General features: G+C 69.8%; 18 protein-coding genes. 14 read left to right on the top strand and 4 right to left on the bottom strand.

The window, feature by feature from the left end; all coding sequences use genetic code 11:
- Window positions 1-201: 201 nt before the first annotated feature.
- Together AB0M36_RS35265 and AB0M36_RS35260 are read left to right on the top strand one after the other, a co-directional pair.
- Window positions 202-534 carry a PadR family transcriptional regulator gene (locus tag AB0M36_RS35265; protein ID WP_364166769.1) on the top strand — a complete coding sequence of 111 codons (333 nt, stop codon included), beginning with the start codon at window positions 202-204 and terminating at the stop codon, window positions 532-534.
- Window positions 531-1,592, top strand: coding sequence for a hypothetical protein (locus AB0M36_RS35260; protein WP_364166670.1), 1,062 nt, complete (start codon window positions 531-533; stop codon window positions 1,590-1,592). The genes AB0M36_RS35265 and AB0M36_RS35260 overlap by 4 nt, the downstream gene beginning before the upstream one ends.
- Here the strand turns inward: AB0M36_RS35260 and AB0M36_RS35255 are convergent.
- Window positions 1,589-2,596: a zinc-dependent alcohol dehydrogenase family protein gene (locus AB0M36_RS35255; RefSeq protein WP_364166669.1), complete on the bottom strand. Its 1,008-nt coding sequence runs from the start codon at window positions 2,594-2,596 to the stop codon at window positions 1,589-1,591. The two genes, AB0M36_RS35260 and AB0M36_RS35255, sit on opposite strands and share 4 nt — an antisense overlap.
- A 154-nt stretch (window positions 2,597-2,750) precedes the next feature.
- Here AB0M36_RS35255 and AB0M36_RS35250 point away from each other — a divergent pair, with 154 nt between their 5' ends.
- The 5 genes from AB0M36_RS35250 (at window position 2,751) to AB0M36_RS35230 (ending at window position 6,392) form a co-directional block, all read left to right on the top strand.
- The gene (locus AB0M36_RS35250; protein ID WP_364166667.1) at window positions 2,751-3,086 is read left to right on the top strand and encodes a helix-turn-helix domain-containing protein; all 336 of its coding nucleotides are present in this window, start codon (window positions 2,751-2,753) and stop codon (window positions 3,084-3,086) included.
- 69 nt (window positions 3,087-3,155) lie between these two features.
- Complete coding sequence (locus AB0M36_RS35245; protein ID WP_364166665.1) at window positions 3,156-3,905, top strand: L,D-transpeptidase; 750 nt, start codon at window positions 3,156-3,158, stop codon at window positions 3,903-3,905.
- A 20-nt stretch (window positions 3,906-3,925) separates the two neighbouring features.
- Complete coding sequence (locus AB0M36_RS35240) at window positions 3,926-4,267, top strand: VOC family protein (protein WP_364166664.1); 342 nt, start codon at window positions 3,926-3,928, stop codon at window positions 4,265-4,267.
- A 157-nt stretch (window positions 4,268-4,424) separates the two neighbouring features.
- Complete coding sequence (locus AB0M36_RS35235; protein WP_364166662.1) at window positions 4,425-4,871, top strand: SRPBCC family protein; 447 nt, start codon at window positions 4,425-4,427, stop codon at window positions 4,869-4,871.
- Between the two features lie 60 nt (window positions 4,872-4,931).
- Complete coding sequence (locus AB0M36_RS35230) at window positions 4,932-6,392, top strand: alpha/beta fold hydrolase (RefSeq protein WP_364166660.1); 1,461 nt, start codon at window positions 4,932-4,934, stop codon at window positions 6,390-6,392.
- Between the two features lie 56 nt (window positions 6,393-6,448).
- On the opposite strand, the gene AB0M36_RS35225 is transcribed toward AB0M36_RS35230, so the two are convergent.
- Window positions 6,449-6,850, bottom strand: a complete 402-nt coding sequence (locus AB0M36_RS35225) for a nitroreductase/quinone reductase family protein (protein WP_364166658.1) — start codon at window positions 6,848-6,850, stop codon at window positions 6,449-6,451.
- A 212-nt stretch (window positions 6,851-7,062) separates the two neighbouring features.
- Here AB0M36_RS35225 and AB0M36_RS35220 point away from each other — a divergent pair, with 212 nt between their 5' ends.
- Window positions 7,063-7,908, top strand: a complete 846-nt coding sequence (locus AB0M36_RS35220; protein WP_364166656.1) for a PaaX family transcriptional regulator C-terminal domain-containing protein — start codon at window positions 7,063-7,065, stop codon at window positions 7,906-7,908.
- On the opposite strand, the gene AB0M36_RS35215 is transcribed toward AB0M36_RS35220, so the two are convergent.
- A complete protein-coding gene (locus tag AB0M36_RS35215; protein WP_364166654.1) occupies window positions 7,898-8,311 on the bottom strand; it encodes a RidA family protein in 414 nt (137 codons plus the stop codon). The genes AB0M36_RS35220 and AB0M36_RS35215 overlap by 11 nt on opposite strands.
- Before the next feature lie 82 nt (window positions 8,312-8,393).
- Here AB0M36_RS35215 and AB0M36_RS35210 point away from each other — a divergent pair, with 82 nt between their 5' ends.
- Genes AB0M36_RS35210 through AB0M36_RS35185 form a run of 6 tightly spaced genes read left to right on the top strand, consistent with a single transcriptional unit; the run spans window position 8,394 to window position 15,033 of the window.
- The gene (locus AB0M36_RS35210) at window positions 8,394-9,212 is read left to right on the top strand and encodes a fumarylacetoacetate hydrolase family protein (RefSeq protein WP_364166652.1); all 819 of its coding nucleotides are present in this window, start codon (window positions 8,394-8,396) and stop codon (window positions 9,210-9,212) included.
- Between the two features lie 8 nt (window positions 9,213-9,220).
- Complete coding sequence (locus tag AB0M36_RS35205) at window positions 9,221-9,697, top strand: cupin domain-containing protein (protein ID WP_364166650.1); 477 nt, start codon at window positions 9,221-9,223, stop codon at window positions 9,695-9,697.
- Window positions 9,694-10,602: an acyl-CoA thioesterase domain-containing protein gene (locus AB0M36_RS35200; protein WP_364166648.1), complete on the top strand. Its 909-nt coding sequence runs from the start codon at window positions 9,694-9,696 to the stop codon at window positions 10,600-10,602. The genes AB0M36_RS35205 and AB0M36_RS35200 overlap by 4 nt, the downstream gene beginning before the upstream one ends.
- A 23-nt stretch (window positions 10,603-10,625) precedes the next feature.
- Window positions 10,626-12,245, top strand: a complete 1,620-nt coding sequence (locus AB0M36_RS35195) for an AMP-binding protein (protein ID WP_364166646.1) — start codon at window positions 10,626-10,628, stop codon at window positions 12,243-12,245.
- Window positions 12,242-14,599 carry a bifunctional salicylyl-CoA 5-hydroxylase/oxidoreductase gene (locus tag AB0M36_RS35190; protein WP_364166644.1) on the top strand — a complete coding sequence of 786 codons (2,358 nt, stop codon included), beginning with the start codon at window positions 12,242-12,244 and terminating at the stop codon, window positions 14,597-14,599. The genes AB0M36_RS35195 and AB0M36_RS35190 overlap by 4 nt, the downstream gene beginning before the upstream one ends.
- Entirely contained in the window at window positions 14,596-15,033 is a 438-nt protein-coding gene (locus tag AB0M36_RS35185; protein WP_364166643.1) for a hotdog domain-containing protein, read from the top strand. Before AB0M36_RS35190 ends, AB0M36_RS35185 begins: the two co-directional genes overlap by 4 nt.
- On the opposite strand, the gene AB0M36_RS35180 is transcribed toward AB0M36_RS35185, so the two are convergent.
- Window positions 15,034-15,699, bottom strand: a complete 666-nt coding sequence (locus AB0M36_RS35180) for a TetR/AcrR family transcriptional regulator (protein ID WP_364166641.1) — start codon at window positions 15,697-15,699, stop codon at window positions 15,034-15,036. It abuts the gene before it with no gap.
- Window positions 15,700-15,769 lie beyond the last annotated feature (70 nt).

The raw sequence follows: 15,769 nt of genomic DNA, 5'->3' as shown, positions 1-15,769 counted from the left end.
CGGTCCCGAGGCGCCCCGCGGAGCAACAGTGCCAAGAGGCGCTGGGGCCGACAACGCCCCGAGCAGACCCTGGGACCGTGGGACGGGACAAGGGTTCTGACCTGCGGCGGAGCCACGAACCTGGGAGATCATCCGGGACGATCGTCAGGCCTTCCCAGATATCTTGTCAGGCAGTATATTGTGGCAATGACTGCCAGTCCGATGACCGAGCCGGCGTTCTTCGTCCTCACGGCGCTGGTCGACGTCCCCCGGCACGGCTACGGAATCGTCGGCGAGGTGGCCGAGCTGTCCGAGGGCCGGGTCTCCCTGAAGATCGGCACCTTGTACGGGGTGCTCGACCGCCTGGCCGGCGAGGACCTGGTCGAGCTGGACCGGGAAGAGCCGCACAAGGGCCGGCTGCGCCGTTACTACCGGCTCACCGATCGGGGCCGCCGGGCACTCACGGCGGAAGCCGCACGACAGGCCGCCAACGCCAAGGCCGCCAGCCAGCGGCTGGCCGCACACCGACCAGCGACAGTGGGAGGCCTGGGATGACCAGTCTGCTGGAAGAGCGCTACCGCAGGGCATTGCGGCTGCTGCCCGCCGACTACCGGAGGTTGTGGGAAGAGGACATGGTGTCCTCGTTCCTGGAGGCGGCCTACGCCTCGACCCCCGACGATCCGGAGGGTGTGGAGATCAGCAGCCCGAGCCACGGCGAGGTGGCCAGCATCGCGCTGCTGGCCCTGCGGCTGCGCCTGGGTGGCACCGGCGCTCCCCCGCGCGCCTTCGCCTGGGGCGAGGCGATTCGCCGGGTCGCGTTGATCTGCCTGTTGGTGCCCGCGGTCGAGTCCCTGCTCATGCCCCTATTCATGACCTGGCACCTCGCTCACCTGCCCCGCCCGGGCGTGGTCGAGGAGGCGCAGGTCGGATTCGCCAGCCAATGGTGGGCACTGTGGGCGATGGCGGGACTGCTGTGGATCCCGACGTACCTGTCGGCGGTGTTCGGCCACTATCGGGCGGCTCGGATCATGGCCGTCGTGGCCTTCATCCCGGCGGCGATCACCAGCGTCGTCCAGATGCTCGACCCGTGGAACGGCCCTGTCCCGGCGCAGGCCTACTGGCTGTTCCTCGCCGCCGTACCGATGCTGGCGCTGACCGCCTTCGGGCCGAACGTGCCGCGGGTGCGGGCCCGGCCGTGGCTGGTCGCTCTGCCCGTGGGCGCCGCCGTCAGCTTCGCTGTCGCCCTCCTCACCGCACCCTTGTTCCTGGACAACATGGCGCTCAGCCCGCTCGTCGACGTGCCCGGCATGTACTGCGCGGCACTGATCTGCGCCGCCATGGTGCACCTGGCGAGCAGGGACAACCCCTCGCCGTCCTGGCCGCTGGCACTCGCGTTGCTCGTTCCGCTTCTGCTCGGGCTGCGGGTGACAACGCTCCTGGGCCACTTCGGCGAGACTGTCGTACCGATGACCATCGGGGCGGTCCAGTGCCTGCTGTTGGCGGCCACCGGCACCGCACTCGCCGCCGTTGCCGTCCGTCGGCTGCGCCGACTGCCCACCGCAACGGAAACCCTGCGCGCCCCGGCCTCCGAGCATTCCGCTGACGGCCGCTAGACGGTGCCGTCCGCTACGTCGATCACGATCTTGACGTTGCCGGTACGGTTCTCCACCGCGAAGTGCGCGTCCATCGCGGTCTCGAGGGTGAACCGGCGCGGGTCAACGACCGGACGGATCTTCCCCTGCTCCACCAGCGTGGTGATCTCCCGCAGCCGCCGACCGTGCTCGTCGCGGCGCTCACCGGTGAGCAGGGGAAGCAGCACGAAGGTGCCGTGCAGAGTGGCCATCCGCAGCGAGGCGGGCGCGAGGTTGTGCGTACCGAAGGCGGCGCAGCTGGCCACGTGGCCGTAGTGACGCACCGCCGTGAACGATTGGTCGAGGACCGGCCCGCCGACGGTGTCGTAAACGACGTCGAAGCCGCGACCGCCGGTGTACGCGTTCACGTACTCCTCGACGGACGTGGTGGTGTAGTCGATCGCGGTGGCGCCGAGATCCTTGACCAGGCCGAGCTTGCCCGTCGAGGCGGTGGCGAAGACCTCCGCGCCACGGGCCCGGGCGAGCTGCACCCCGATGTGGCCGACCCCGCCGGCGCCGGCGTGCACGAGAACCTTGTCGCCGGGTCCGACGTTGGCGGCGCCGACGAGCCCCTCCCACGCGGTCAGGGACACCAGGGGCAGGGCGGCGGCCTCGCGCAGCGTGAGGTTCGCCGGCTTGCGCGACAGCAACCGGACGTCGACGGCGGCGTACTCGGCCATCGAGCCGGGCAGCCCGCGGACGCCGCCGGTGAGGCCGTACACCTCGTCGCCCGCGGTGAATTCGGTGACGTCCGGACCGGTCTCGACGACGACTCCGGCCAGATCGGTGCCGAGGATCGCGGGCAGCTCCGGCATGGCGTAGGTCGACTTGCCGGTCCGGATCTTCGGGTCGATGGGGTTGACCCCGACCGCGACCACCCGGACGAGAACCTGGCCGGGTCCGGGGGTGGGCCGGTCGACCCGAGCCGTACGGAAGGTGGCCTCCGCGTAGTCGTCAAGTAGCACTGCCTGCATCATCTCGGGCATGTCGTTTCAGCTTTCGCCAGAAGGAGCGGTACGTATTACGAGTGTGATCGTAATACGGGTCCGATCGGAATAGACTGTGACCGGCCGCACCGTCATCCGGCGGCTATCGTTGACCGGCCCGGCGGCCAGCCGGCATCCCACGAGAGCGCGGACGATGGCGAGACCGAAAACCCAGCCCAGGATCCTGGAACACCCGGAATCCGACGCGATCACCGTCCAGAGCCTGTTCGAGGCCCTGGCCGATCCGGTACGCCGCGAAATCGTGCGGCACCTGGCCGACGTCGGCGAGCACCTGAGCTGCGGCGCGTTCGACCTGCCCGTGACCCGGTCGACCATGACCCACCACTTCAGCGTGCTGCGCGAGGCCGGCCTGGTGCGGCAGTACTACGCCGGCACGATGAAGATGAACGCGCTCCGCGCCGACGACCTCGAGGCCCGCTTCCCCGGCCTGCTTCCCGCGCTGCTCACCGCCATGGACCGAGAGCGGTAACAGCTGTCCGATCATGAATTGGATCGGCTGTGCTTCGATGTGCGGACACAATCCTGGGGAGGACGAAACGTGGCAGGGAGACGGGTTATCACCCGCCTGGCCGGCATAGCGGCGATGCTGGTGGGCGGCGGTCTCGGGGCGTTCGCGCCAGCGCCGGCCAGCGCCGGCAACCTCACGCGGACGGCTCCAGCGACCGCCGCCGTGGCCGCCAGGGCGGCTGCCGCGTCATGCGCGACCGGCAAGTACCAGAAGCAGGTCGAGGGCTACCTCAAGAAGCTCGGCGGATACGGCACGGTGACGGTCGACGGCAAGCAGTCCACCGCCGACTGTGCCGCGATCGTCAAGTTCCAGAAGCGCTTCGGCATCACGCCGGCCAAGGGTCTGGCGGGTGCGACCACCAACGACGTCGCCAAGCGGCTGGCGGCGACGAAGACGTCGAAGTGCAAGCCCAGGAAGAAGGGCATCACCTTCTGCGTCGACCTGACGCACCAGACCAGCTGGATCATGAAGAACGGCAAGGTCCACACCAAACCCACCGTCGTCCGTACGGGTATGAAGGGCTACCGCACCCCCACGGGCACCTTCACGATCAACAAGCGGGCGAAGAAGGAATGGTCCAACCCCTACAGCGTGTGGCTGCTGTACTGGCAACGCTTCATCGGCGGAGTGGGCTTCCACCAGACCACCACGTACCTCCACGACAAGTGGCGCGGCTCGCACGGCTGCGTGAACCTGCTGCGGTCCGACGCCAAGAAGTACTACAGCGTCGGCAAAGTCGGCGTGACGGTGAAAACGTTCGGCCGCCGTCCCGGCACCTGATGCCGAATTAGACTCGCCGCATGACCGTTGACCTGTTCGCGGGAATCCCGGTCACCGACCGTCCGGCGGCGCTGGCCTGGTACGAGAAGCTGCTAGGCCACCCGCCGGCGTTCTTCCCGAACGACGTCGAGGCGGTGTGGGAGCTCGGCGAGCACCGATACGTCTACGTCGAGGTCCGGCCCGAGCACGCCGGCCATGCGATGCACACCATCGTCCTCGACGACCTCGAGGCATTCGTGTCCGGCGCCGCCGAGCGGGGCATCGAGCCCGTGACGCGGGAGACGTACGACAACGGCGTACGCAAGATCACCTACCGCGATCCCGACGGCAACGAGTTCGGCGTCGGCGGCGCTCCGCTCTAGGACACCGCCAGGGCGCCCGATGGCGAATCGCGGTGAGCAGTGATGGTCAGTGGTGAGCAGCGGTTGATCATGCCTTTGGCCGGCCGCTGCGTGCAGAGTCAGAGTCGCACCGGAGATCGCCGGTGGCCCTCGGAGCGACGAAGACCTGGAGAACGCCATGATCACGAACATTCAAGAAGACGCCACCGTCGTCGTCCGACGTGAGATTCGCATCGCGGCGCCCGTCGACCGGGTCTGGCGGCTGCACACCGACGTCAACAACTGGACCACCTGGCAGAGCGACATCGACACCGCCTCCGTCGACGGACCGCTGGAACCAGGCACCACGTTCCACTGGACCACCGCCGGCCTCCAGATCGCCTCCACCGTCTACGCGGTCGACGCTCCGCACCGCATCCTCTGGGGCGGTCCCGCGCACGGCATCACCGGCATCCACGAGTGGACCTTCACCGCCGACGGCGACGCCACCATCGTGCGCACCGCCGAGTCGTGGGATGGCGAACCGGTCCGCGCCGACGAGGACAACCTCCGTCACGCCCTCGACACCTCTCTCGCCTCATGGCTGCACCTTCTCCGGACCAAGGCCGAAGCCAGCACCGACTGACGACGAGCTACCGATCCCCCATCGCCATCAGTTGAATCCCCTCACCGATCCGGAGAGATCATGTTCAGGAACACCCGGCTGCGGACCTTGACGCTCGCCGCCCTGTCCGTCACCGCCGTCGCCGCCGGCGTCACCGTTTTGACCACGACCCGGGAGAGCTCCGCCACGCCGAGGAGCACCATCGCCTGGAAGGCCTGCACCGCCGACGGGCTCGCCGGTCTGGACTGCGGCACCTTGAAAGTGCCTGTCGACTGGGAGAAGCCCCGCGGTGAGAAGACCACCCTCGCGGTCGTCCGTCGGCGCGCCGACGGCCCGAACCGCATCGGCCCGCTGCTGCTCAACAACGGCGGCGGTTCGTCGCCGATCGAGCAGCTTCGGCTGGGCCTGAAGGCGGGCCTGGTCAAGGCGCCGCTGGCCACCCGGTTCGACCTGATCGCGGTCGACCCCCGCGGCGTGGGAGAGAGCAGCCCCATCAGTTGCGGGCGGCCGCAGCGCCGTGCGGGCGTCACCTACTTCCCCCGTACCCAGGCTCAGTTCCAGGCCCTGGCCGCCGACAACGCCGACCTGGCCAAGCAGTGCCGCCGGCTGACCGGCTCCCTGTTCGACCACCTCGACACCGCCAGCAGCGTCCGCGACTTCGACGCGGTGCGCGAGGCCCTCGGCGCCAAGAAGGTCACTTGGTACGGCATCCACGGAAGCACCAGCCTCGGCCGCGCCTACGCGCAGATGTTCCCGCACCGCCTCCGCGGCATGGTCCTGGACACCGCTGTCGACGACACCCTGGACCCGGTCACCCGGCTGGCCGGCGAGTCGACCGCCGCCGAGACGGCGCTCGTCCGCTGGGCCGCCTGGTGTGATACCACCGCGAGCTGCGCCCTGAAGGGCAAGTCTTCCCTTGCCGCGTTCGACCGGCTGGTGAAGAACGCCGACGCCAAGCCGATCAGGGCGCGGAGCCTGCCGTCGCTCACCGGTGAGGACGTCCGGCGCGCGGCCCAGGAGCACCTGGTGCAGACCCTGGCCTGGCCCCGCTTCGGCCAGGCGATCAAGGAGGCGCTCGCCGGCAACGCGGCGACGCTCGCCGCCAGCCCCGACGACACCCTGTCACCCGTGCAGGCCCACGTTCTGAACTGCGTCAACACTCCGCCCGCGGCCGCCACGCTCGCTGACCTGACCCAGTTGTCCGCCATGACCCGATCGGCTTCCCCGCACGTGGCGGGCGCCACCCGGGCCTACGACACCGCGGCGGGTTGCATCGGCTGGCCCCACCGGGCCACCCGGCCGGCCAGTCCGGCACCGGCCCGGACCACGCCGCCCGCGCTGATTCTGCAGTCCACGCATCAGTCGCTCGCCGCGTACTCCGAGGGCTTCTCCCTGGCCCGGCAGCTGCCCGGCAGCAGGGTGCTGACCCGCGAGGGAGACGACTACAGCATGATCCTCTTCTCCGGGTGTGTGCAGGACGCCTTCGGCAGGTACCTGACCCAGCAGAAGTTGCCCGCCCCCGGGTCCACCTGCAAAAACTGAAGAAAACCGCCCGCGCGGCTCTGTCATCGCCGACAGAGCCCGCGCGGGCGCGGGTGTCATCCGGGTCGTCGTTCGAGGACCACCACCGCGGTCGGGGTGGGGCGCCGCGCCGCGAAGGCGTCCAGGTCGGCGTTGGTCTCGCGCCAGAGCTGCCAGAGCCGGTCCCGCTCGGCGCCCTCGGCGGCGCGGCACCGGACCAGTCGCGACCCGTCCGGGAGGTCGGCGCGCGCATCCGGGTTCGCCTGAAGGTTGAGCCACCACGCCGGCTCCGCTTCGCCCCAGCCGTTCATGGCGAGGGTGACCAGATTCGGGCCGTCCTCGAGATAGGCGAGAATCACGCTGCGCGATTGCCCGCTGCGGCGCCCGGTCGTCGTCAGCCGGAACATTCCCCACTGTTGCGCCTTCGGCCGCCGCAACCCGAATCGTCCCCGGGTGATCCGGTACAGCCCGCGATGCACTGTCCAAAAAAGACGGATGAACCAACGCGGCGGCAGCCGCGCGGCCCCTTTCTCCTGGAGTTCCACCTCAGTCGCCTCTCGCCGGGCGGGTGACGGTCGGCCCGATTCTCCTCCCGACCACCTGTGAGCGCGCTGAGCTGCGATCTAAAGACGTACGTACGGTTACCAGGGGGTCCCCGCGCGGCCCGGCCCGCGGCCTTTATCGTGTCCAGGTGACGGAAGAGCCGAGGTCGACGCAGCCTCGCGCCTTCATCGTCACGATCTACGGGCTGTACGCCCGCGAGGCCGGCGGCTGGATCAGCGTGTCCGCCCTGATCCAGCTCATGGAACGGCTCAAGATCGACGCGCCCTCGGCGCGCTCGGCGATCTCACGGCTGAAGCGCCGGGGACTGCTCGAGGCGCGGAAGGTGAACGGGTCGGCCGGATACAGCCTGTCCGACCAGGCCCGGGGGATCCTCGATGAGGGCGATCAACGGATCTTCGGCCGGCAGCGTGCCGAGCTGGCGGACGGATGGCTGCTCGCGGTCTTCAGCGTGCCCGAGTCCCAGCGCCAGCAGCGGCACGTGCTGCGCTCACGGCTGAGCTGGCTGGGGTTCGGCACGGTGGCCTCGGGGGTGTGGATCGCGCCTCGTCATCTGCGCCAGGAAACCCGCGAGGTGCTGGAGCGCTACGAGCTGTCGGGGTTCGTGGACCTGTTCGACGCCGACTACCTGGCGTTCGGGGACGTCGCCGAGCTGGCGGGCCGCTGGTGGGACCTGGACGGGCTGCAGAAGCTCTACGGCGAGTTCCTGGACTCGTTCGAGCCGGTGCTGTCGCGCTGGGTGCGGGGCGAGGTGGACGGCGACGCGGAGGCGTTCGACGACTACGTACGCACCCTGACCGCCTGGCGCCGCCTCCCGTTCCTCGATCCGGGCCTGCCGCCGGAGATCCTTCCGCGCGACTGGAACGGAGTCCGCGCGGCCACCCTCTTCGACGAACTGCGGGAGAGGCTGACCGAGCCCGCGCATCGATTCGCGAGCTCGGTGATGGGCGAAGCGATGGGCGAGGTCACGGCCTGACGAGCCGCTCCTCGGGGATGACGGCGACGCCCAGGATCTCGATCAACGCCTCCGGCTGCCACAGCGCGGTGCAGCCGATGCCGGCCATGGCCGGGTAGACGGACCCGGCGAGCTCGCGCCAGACCCGGCCGATCTCTTTGCCGTGCGCCTGGTAGTCGGGGATGTCGGTGAGATAGATCGTGATGCTGACGAGGTCCTCCGGCCGGCCGCCCGCCGCCCGCAGCGTGGTGAGGACGTTGCCGAAGGCCTGGCGGAACTGCTCGACGATGCCGCCCTCGACGATCTTCATGTCCTTGTCGAGGGCGGTCTGGCCGCCCAGGTAGAGCGTGTTGCCGGCCAGAGTGCCGTGCGAGTAGCCGCTGGGGGCGGGCAGGGCATCCGGATTAACAGGAATGGGCAGCATCGGGCCTCCGTCGGGTCTAGAGTATTGACTTTAGCTGACGGGCGTGAAAAAAACTGCATACACGGCCTGGAGGAGTGCACGCATGAGGTTCGCGACGGTGACCCCGGCGGACGGCATCGCGACGGCCGCGGTCGACCCGGGCGACGGGTGGCGCCGGCTGCCCGCACCGCACCTGTCCGCCTATCTCGACGAGTTCGCCGGCCGGCCGGTGAGCGACCTCATCGGCGAACCGGTGCGGCCCGCCGGCATGGCACTGCCGCTTCCCGCGCCGCGCAAGGTGATCTGCTGCGGCCTGAACTACGCCGACCACATCCTCGAGATGGGCCGGGAGCTTCCTACCCATCCGACCCTGTTCGCCAAGTATGCGGACACCCTGACCGGTCCGACCGACGACATCGCACTTCCGCCCGGGCTGAACGTGGACTGGGAGGCAGAGCTGGCCGTGGTCGTCGGCGCGGAGATCCGCGGTGCCGACCCGGCCGAGGCCGCCGCCGCGATCTGGGGCTACACGGTCGCCAACGACGTGTCGGTCCGCGACTGGCAGAAGCGGACCCTGCAGTGGTTCCAGGGCAAGGCCTGGGACCGCACCACGCCGATCGGCCCGGTCGTGGTCACCCCCGACGAGCTCGACCCGGCCGCGGGCGTGGAGGTCGTCTGCCGGGTCGACGGCGTCCAGCGGCAGCGTGGCAACACGAGCTCGCTGGTCTTCGACGCTGCCGCGCTGGTCGCGTACGTGTCGACCTTCACCCGGCTGCGACCCGGCGACCTGGTGTTGACCGGAACGCCTTCAGGGGTGGGAATGGGAATGACGCCCCCGGCCTACCTCGCCGACGGCGCCGTCCTGGAAACCGAGATCACCGGCATCGGCGTCCTGCGCAACCGGATCGTCGTCAAGGACTAGGAGTCGACATGCAACTCACCGAGGGTGACTTCCCGGGTGACAACTCGATGTACGCCACCAACGGCCTGGTCGTCCCGGTCGTCACCCGGGGAGGGCTCGAATCCGGGCTGACCGGCCAGTCGGCGGGCGCCACGCGCATCGCCGGCGTGAGCCCGCAGCACACGCCGGCACGCCGCCTCTGGTTCGGCAAGGTCAGCAACGAGCCCGGCTTCCGGTCGGTCCCCCACCACCACGGCGAGGCCGAGACCGGCGGGTTCGTCCTGTCGGGCCGTGCACGCATCTACTTCGGAGCGAAGTTCCAGGACTACATCGACATGGCGGAGGGCGACTGGGTCTTCGTCCCGCCCTACATGCCGCACGTCGAGTGCAACCTGGACCGCAACAACCCGCTGACCTGGATGACCACCCGCACGCCCGACAACATCGTGGTCAACCTCGACGACGTCGCGGACGAGGCGCTGCGCGACTGGAGTGAGCGCCCGTGACCCCGACCTCGGAGACCTTCACCGCCTCCATCACCCTGAAGGAGGCGGAGGCGCAGCACTTCGACGTGGCCTACACCGCCGTCACCCAGCCCTGCCCCTGGCCCAAGGCGTACGGCGGCGACCTGGTGGCCGCGGCCGCGGCGGCCGCCATGCGGACCGTCCCCGACGGTCCGGAGGGCAAGACCCTGCACTCGATGCACTCCTACTTCATGCGCCCGGCCGACATCGGCGCCGAGGTGCGCTACGAGGTGGAATTGCTCCGTGACGGCCGCGGGTACGGCACCCGCCAGGTCCGCGCCTACCAGTCCGGCAAGCCGGTGTACGTGGCCCTCGCCTCCTTCGCCAAGGGCGAGCCCGGCGGCACCTTCTCCGTCGAGGCTCCCGAGCTCCCCGGCCCCGAGACGCTGCCCACCTCCGCGCAATACCTAGCGCCGCGCGACGGCGGGACGATGACCGAGGAGTCGAAGGCCTACTGGGGCGGCGGGCGCAGCTTCGACATGCGGCACGTTCCCGGGCCGGTCTACCTGACCGTCGACGGGGAACGGGCGCCACATCAGGCCATCTGGGTGAAGCCGTACGACACCCTGCGGCCGGTCGAGGGCCTGACCCGCACCCAGCGGGACCTGGCGGCCCTGGCCTACGTCTGCGACTACACCATCCTCGAGCCGGTGCTGCGCGTGCTCGACCTGCCCTGGGCGAAGCCGGGCCTGGTCACCGCGAGCCTGGATCACGCGATGTGGTTCCACCGCGCCCCGGGCGAGGGCGTTCTCGACGACTGGTTGCTCTATGCGCAGCAGGCGGGCTCCGCCGGCTCCGGGCGCGGGCTCGGCCAGGGCAGCTTCTTCACCCGCGACGGCGAACACCTGGCGACGGTCGTGCAGGAAGGCATGATCCGCGCGTCCTGACCCCCCTGGAAGGGACCTTGAAGATGCAGCTCTCACCCTCGTCCCACACCGACACCTTCGCCCGCGACCACCTGCCCCCGTTCCACCAGTGGCCGCACCTGGAGTTCACGACCGACCGCCTGCGATACCCGGACCGCCTCAACGCGGCCGCGGAGCTCGTCGACGTCGCGGTCGCGACCTTCGGCCCCGATCGGCCGGCGCTGCGCACCGACTCCGGGGAGACCTGGACCTACGGCGAGCTCCAGCGGCGCGCCAACCAGGTCGCGCAGGTTCTCGTCGAGGACCTCGGCCTCGTACCCGGAAACCGGGTCCTGCTCCGCGGCCCCAACAACCCCTGGCTGGTGGCGTGCTGGCTCGGCGTGCTGAAGGCCGGCGGCATCACGGTCACGACGATGGCGGCCCTGCGCGCCCGCGATCTCTCCCCAGTCATCGCCAAGGCCCGACCGACGATCGCGCTGGTCGACCACCGGTTCACGGCGGAGGTGGAAGCCGTCACGGTGGTGCCGTTCGGCGGGTCCGACGACCGCGACCTCGTCGCGCTGTGCGCCGCCAAGTCGGGCGAGTTCGCCGCCGTGCCGACCGCCGCCGACGACGTCGCCCTGTTCGGGCCCACCTCGGGCAGCACCGGCACCCCCAAGATCACCACACACTTCCACCGCGACCTGCTGGCCATCGACGCCACCTTCGGCCAGGAGGTTCTCCAGCTCACCGCCGACGACATCGTGACGTGTACGGCCCCACTCGGCTTCACCTTCGGACTCGGCATGCTCGTGGTCTTCCCCTTCCGAGCGGGCGCCTGCGTGTTCCTGGTCGAGAGCGCGACACCGACACAGCTCGCGGAGCTCGTCGAGAAGCACGCGGTCACGGCGCTGGCCACCGCGCCGACGGCGTACCGGCAGATCCTGAAGTCCGGCAAGATCGACAAGCTGCGCGGCCTGCGCGTCGCGGTGAGCGCGGGCGAGCACATTCCGCGCAGCGTCCGGGACGAGATCGAGGCCGCCATCGGGCTCAGGATCATCGACGGCATCGGCGCCACGGAGTTGCTGCACATCTTCATCTCCGCGGCCGGCGACGACATCCGTCCCGGCGCGACCGGCAAGCCGGTGCCCGGCTTCCGCGCGACGATCCTCGGCCCGAAGGACGAGGAGTTGCCCGCCGGAGTCGAGGGCAGGCTGGCCGTGATCGGCCCGGTCGGCTGCCGCTACCTGGACGACGAACGACAGGCCGGCTACGTCGTCGACGGCTGGAACGTCACCGGTGACACGTTCTACCGCGACGACGACGGGTACTTCTACTACTGCTCGCGGACCGACGACATGATCGTCTCCTCGGGATACAACATCGGCGGGCCGGAGGTCGAATCGGCCGTCAACACCCACCCGGACGTGGCGGAGTCCGCGGTCGTCGCCAAGCCCGACGCCGACCGGGGCTCGATCGTGTGCGCCTTCGTCGTGCTGGTGGACGGCGTCGACGGTGACGCGGCGAAGGCCAAGGAGATCCAGGACTACGTCAAGCAGCAGCTCGCGCCGTACAAGTACCCCCGCGAAGTCCGTTTCTGCGAGTCGCTGCCGCGTAACCCGAGCGGCAAGCTGCAGCGCTACGTCCTGCGGCAGCGCGTCGAAAGAGAGCAGGAACCCGCGTGAGAATCGCAATTGCCGGCGGCGGCCCCGGCGGTCTCTACTTCGCCGCGCTGATGAAGCAGCTGGACCCGAGCCACGAGATCACCGTCTGGGAGCGCAACGCCCCCGACGACACCTTCGGCTTCGGCGTCGTCTTTTCCGACGAGACGCTGGGCGGCATCGGGAACGCCGACACGGTCATCCACGACCAGATGGCCCGCCGCTTCGCCCGCTGGACCGACATCGACATCGACGTCGACGGGCACACCTTCACGGTCGGCGGGCAGGGCTTCGCCGCCATGAGCCGAAAGGATCTCCTGCGCCTGCTCCAGCAACGCGTCGCGGACCTCGGCGTGAGGGTCCACTACGAGACCGAGGCGCCCGACGCCGACGAGCTGCGCGCGTCCCACGACCTCGTGGTGGCCGCCGACGGCGTCAATTCGCCGATCCGCACCAAGTACGCGGACACCTTCGCGCCGGCTCTCGACCACCGGCCGAACAAGTACATCTGGCTCGGCACCGATCTGGTCTTCGAGGCGTTCCAATTCTTCGTCAAGCAGACGGAGTGGGGCACCATGCAGATCCACGGCTATCCGTATTCCGCCACCGGGTCGACGTTCATCGTCGAAATGCACGAGGACGTCTGGCGTCGCGCGGGATTCGACGCGACCGAGGGCCAGTCGCTGCCGCCCGGCGCTTCCGATCAGCACGCCGTCGAGAAGATCAAGGCGATCTTCGCCGACGAGCTCGCCGGCCACGAGGTGCTGACCAACAATTCCAAATGGCTCAATTTCACCACGGTACGCAACCAGCGCTGGCACGACCGCAACGTCGTCCTCCTCGGCGACGCCGCGCACACCGCGCACTTCTCCATCGGGTCGGGCACGAAGCTCGCGATGGAGGACGCCCTGGCCCTGGCGGCGTGCCTGCACGAGCGGCCGACGCTCGTCGACGCGCTCGAGGCGTACGAAATCGAGCGGAAGCCGGTGGTGGAGTCGACCCAGCGTGCGGCACAGGCCTCGCTCGAGTGGTTCGAGAACATCGGAATGTACGCCGGCCAGGAGCCCGCCCAGTTCTGCTTCAACCTGCTGACCCGGTCCCGGCGCATCACCTTCGAGAACCTCAAGGAGCGCGACCCGGAGTTCGCCCACCGCATCGAGTCGGCGTTCGCCGAGTCGGCGGGGGCCCGCGAGGCCGTGCCCGCGATGTTCCAGCCGGTCGACATCGGTCCCCTGCGCCTCAAGAACCGGGTCATCGTCTCCCCCATGGACATGTACTCGGCGACCGACGGCATGCCCGACGACTTCCACCTGGTGCACCTGGGCTCCAAGGCGCTCGGCGGCGCGGGGCTCGTCATGACCGAGATGGTCTGCGTCTCCCCCGAGGGCAGGATCACCCCCGGCTGCACAGGCCTGTGGAACGACGAGCAGCGCGACGCGTACCGGCGCGTGACCGACTTCGTGCACTCACGGACGACCGGCAAGATCGGCGTCCAGCTCGGCCACTCGGGACGCAAGGGCTCCACCCGGCTCATGTGGGACGGCATGGACCGGCCCCTGCCCGGGGACAACTGGGAGGTCATCGGCCCGTCGGCGCTGGCGTACGGCCAGGGCTGCCACCTGCCCCGCGAGGCCGACCGCACCGACCTGGACAAGGTCGTGGCCGACTTCGTCGCCGCGGCCGTTCGCGCCGTCGCCGCGGGCTTCGACCTCGTAGAGGTCCACGCCGCGCACGGCTATCTCCTGTCGTCGTTCCTCTCCCCGGTGGCCAACAAGCGCACCGACGAGTACGGCGGATCGCTGACCAACCGCCTCCGGTTCCCCCTGGAGGTCTTCGACGCCGTCCGCGCGGCCGTTCCCCACCAGATTCCGGTGACGGTACGCATCTCGGCAACCGACTGGGTGCCCGACGGCAACACCGAGCACGACGCCGTCGAGATAGCCCGGGCCTTCGTCGAGCATGGCGCGGCGGCCGTCGACGTCTCCTCCGGGCAGGTCACGAGTGAGGAGCAGCCGGCATACGGCCGCTCGTACCAGACCCCGTTCGCCGACCGGATCCGCCAGCTCGTCGCGGCGCCGGCGGGCGTGAAGGTCATCGCCGTGGGCGCCATCTCCTCCTACGACGACGTGAACTCCATCCTGCTGGCGGGACGGGCGGATCTGTGCGCCCTGGGCCGTACCCATCTCTACGATCCGCAGTGGACGCTGCACGCCGCCGCGGAGCAGGACTACCGGGGCGAGGGCGCCGGATGGCCGATCCAGTTCCGGGCCGGCAGCCGCAAGCCTCCGACGTCACGCACCGACAAGATCCCGCCGCGGTTGGCGCTGCTACGACAGCAGGCCGACCAGCACGTTCATCTGCGCTGGACCCCGCGGTGACCGACGCCTACACCCCGCGCGGGGTGCACCGCACCCGGGTGGGCTGGATCGATACCGACGCCGCGGGCATTTACCACAACTCCGCGGTCACCCGCTATGTCGAGGCCGCGGAGGCCGAGCTCATGCGGACCCATGGCCTTCCGGGCTACTTCCCCGTCGCGCCGCGGGTCCGCTACGAGGTCGAGTTCGAGGCCGCCCTCCGCTTCGACCAGGAGGTGACGGCCGTCGTCGAGATCGAAAAGATCGGCACGGCCTCGATGACCTTCACCTTCGAGGTCTGGCGCGAGGAACTGCCGGGCCGCCCCCGTGCCCGGGCCGCATCCGGCCGATACATCACGGTGCACATCGCCGGCGGCCACGACGAAGACGACGGCGCCCGCAGCGCCCCCTGGCCGGACGAGTGGGTGGCCGCCCTCCGGCAACCGCCGAACTGATCATGCGGTCAGTGCGGCCTCGACCTCCGTGGCGTAGAGCAGACCCGGATCGAATCCCATGCCGGCGAAGTGACCGGCGATCTCGAGGCTGACGACACCGTGTAGCCGGGTCCAGAACGTGAGCGCCCGGCGGAGGGATCCGGCCGTGGCCGGACGACTGCCCGTCCATTTCTGATGCCCGCCCAGGTGCGCGTCGAATATCGCCGCGCCCCCCGGGCCGCGGGCGGGTGTAGCGGATTCGGCGAACGCCTCGACGAGGACCGCCATGAGGCTGCTGGCGATCGTGGTCGCCTCGGGCGGCGCCGAGTATCCGGGCACCGGTGTGCCGAAGATGAGCAGATAGCGGTGCGGTGTGGCCAGAGCCCACCGGCGAAGAGCGACTGCCACCTCGGTCAGCCGCGCCCGCGGCGGTTCGCCGGGTGCCGCCGCGGCCCGACAGGTGGCCGCCAGGTCCCGATAGGCGTCGAGGACGAGATCGGTGATCAGCTCGTCGCGGTTGCGGAAGTAGCGGTAGAGCGCCGGCCCGCTGATGCCCATCCGCTTGGCGATGGCGTTGAGCGAGGGCGCGGACGCACCGGTGGCCACCTGGGTCCAGGCGTGCGCCTTGATCTCGTCGCGGACCTGCTCCCGGTAGCGCTCCCGCGGACTCCTGCCGTTGTCGGCCATCGCCTCTTCCCCTCGCCTGCCTATGGACCTCGCTTGACAGCGGCTCCGTGAGTGGATAATACTTCCGTTA

The sequence above is a fragment of the Actinoplanes sp. NPDC051346 genome, assembly GCF_040682215.1.
Taxonomy (GTDB): domain Bacteria; phylum Actinomycetota; class Actinomycetes; order Mycobacteriales; family Micromonosporaceae; genus Actinoplanes.
This window is presented reverse-complemented; position numbering and strand designations above follow the sequence as displayed.

What these genes read in the sequence shown, in the direction of transcription:
- AB0M36_RS35240 (WP_364166664.1), top strand. Translation starts at nt 3,926, where the DNA reads ATGACCGTTGACCTGTTCGCGGGAATCCCGGTCACCGACCGTCCGGCG.
- AB0M36_RS35215 (WP_364166654.1), bottom strand. Translation starts at nt 8,311, where the DNA reads ATGCTGCCCATTCCTGTTAATCCGGATGCCCTGCCCGCCCCCAGCGGC.
- AB0M36_RS35230 (WP_364166660.1), top strand. Translation starts at nt 4,932, where the DNA reads ATGTTCAGGAACACCCGGCTGCGGACCTTGACGCTCGCCGCCCTGTCC.
- AB0M36_RS35250 (WP_364166667.1), top strand. Translation starts at nt 2,751, where the DNA reads ATGGCGAGACCGAAAACCCAGCCCAGGATCCTGGAACACCCGGAATCC.
- AB0M36_RS35195 (WP_364166646.1), top strand. Translation starts at nt 10,626, where the DNA reads ATGCAGCTCTCACCCTCGTCCCACACCGACACCTTCGCCCGCGACCAC.
- AB0M36_RS35180 (WP_364166641.1), bottom strand. Translation starts at nt 15,699, where the DNA reads ATGGCCGACAACGGCAGGAGTCCGCGGGAGCGCTACCGGGAGCAGGTC.
- AB0M36_RS35265 (WP_364166769.1), top strand. Translation starts at nt 202, where the DNA reads ATGACCGAGCCGGCGTTCTTCGTCCTCACGGCGCTGGTCGACGTCCCC.
- AB0M36_RS35205 (WP_364166650.1), top strand. Translation starts at nt 9,221, where the DNA reads ATGCAACTCACCGAGGGTGACTTCCCGGGTGACAACTCGATGTACGCC.
- AB0M36_RS35255 (WP_364166669.1), bottom strand. Translation starts at nt 2,596, where the DNA reads ATGCCCGAGATGATGCAGGCAGTGCTACTTGACGACTACGCGGAGGCC.
- AB0M36_RS35210 (WP_364166652.1), top strand. Translation starts at nt 8,394, where the DNA reads ATGAGGTTCGCGACGGTGACCCCGGCGGACGGCATCGCGACGGCCGCG.
- AB0M36_RS35235 (WP_364166662.1), top strand. Translation starts at nt 4,425, where the DNA reads ATGATCACGAACATTCAAGAAGACGCCACCGTCGTCGTCCGACGTGAG.
- AB0M36_RS35260 (WP_364166670.1), top strand. Translation starts at nt 531, where the DNA reads ATGACCAGTCTGCTGGAAGAGCGCTACCGCAGGGCATTGCGGCTGCTG.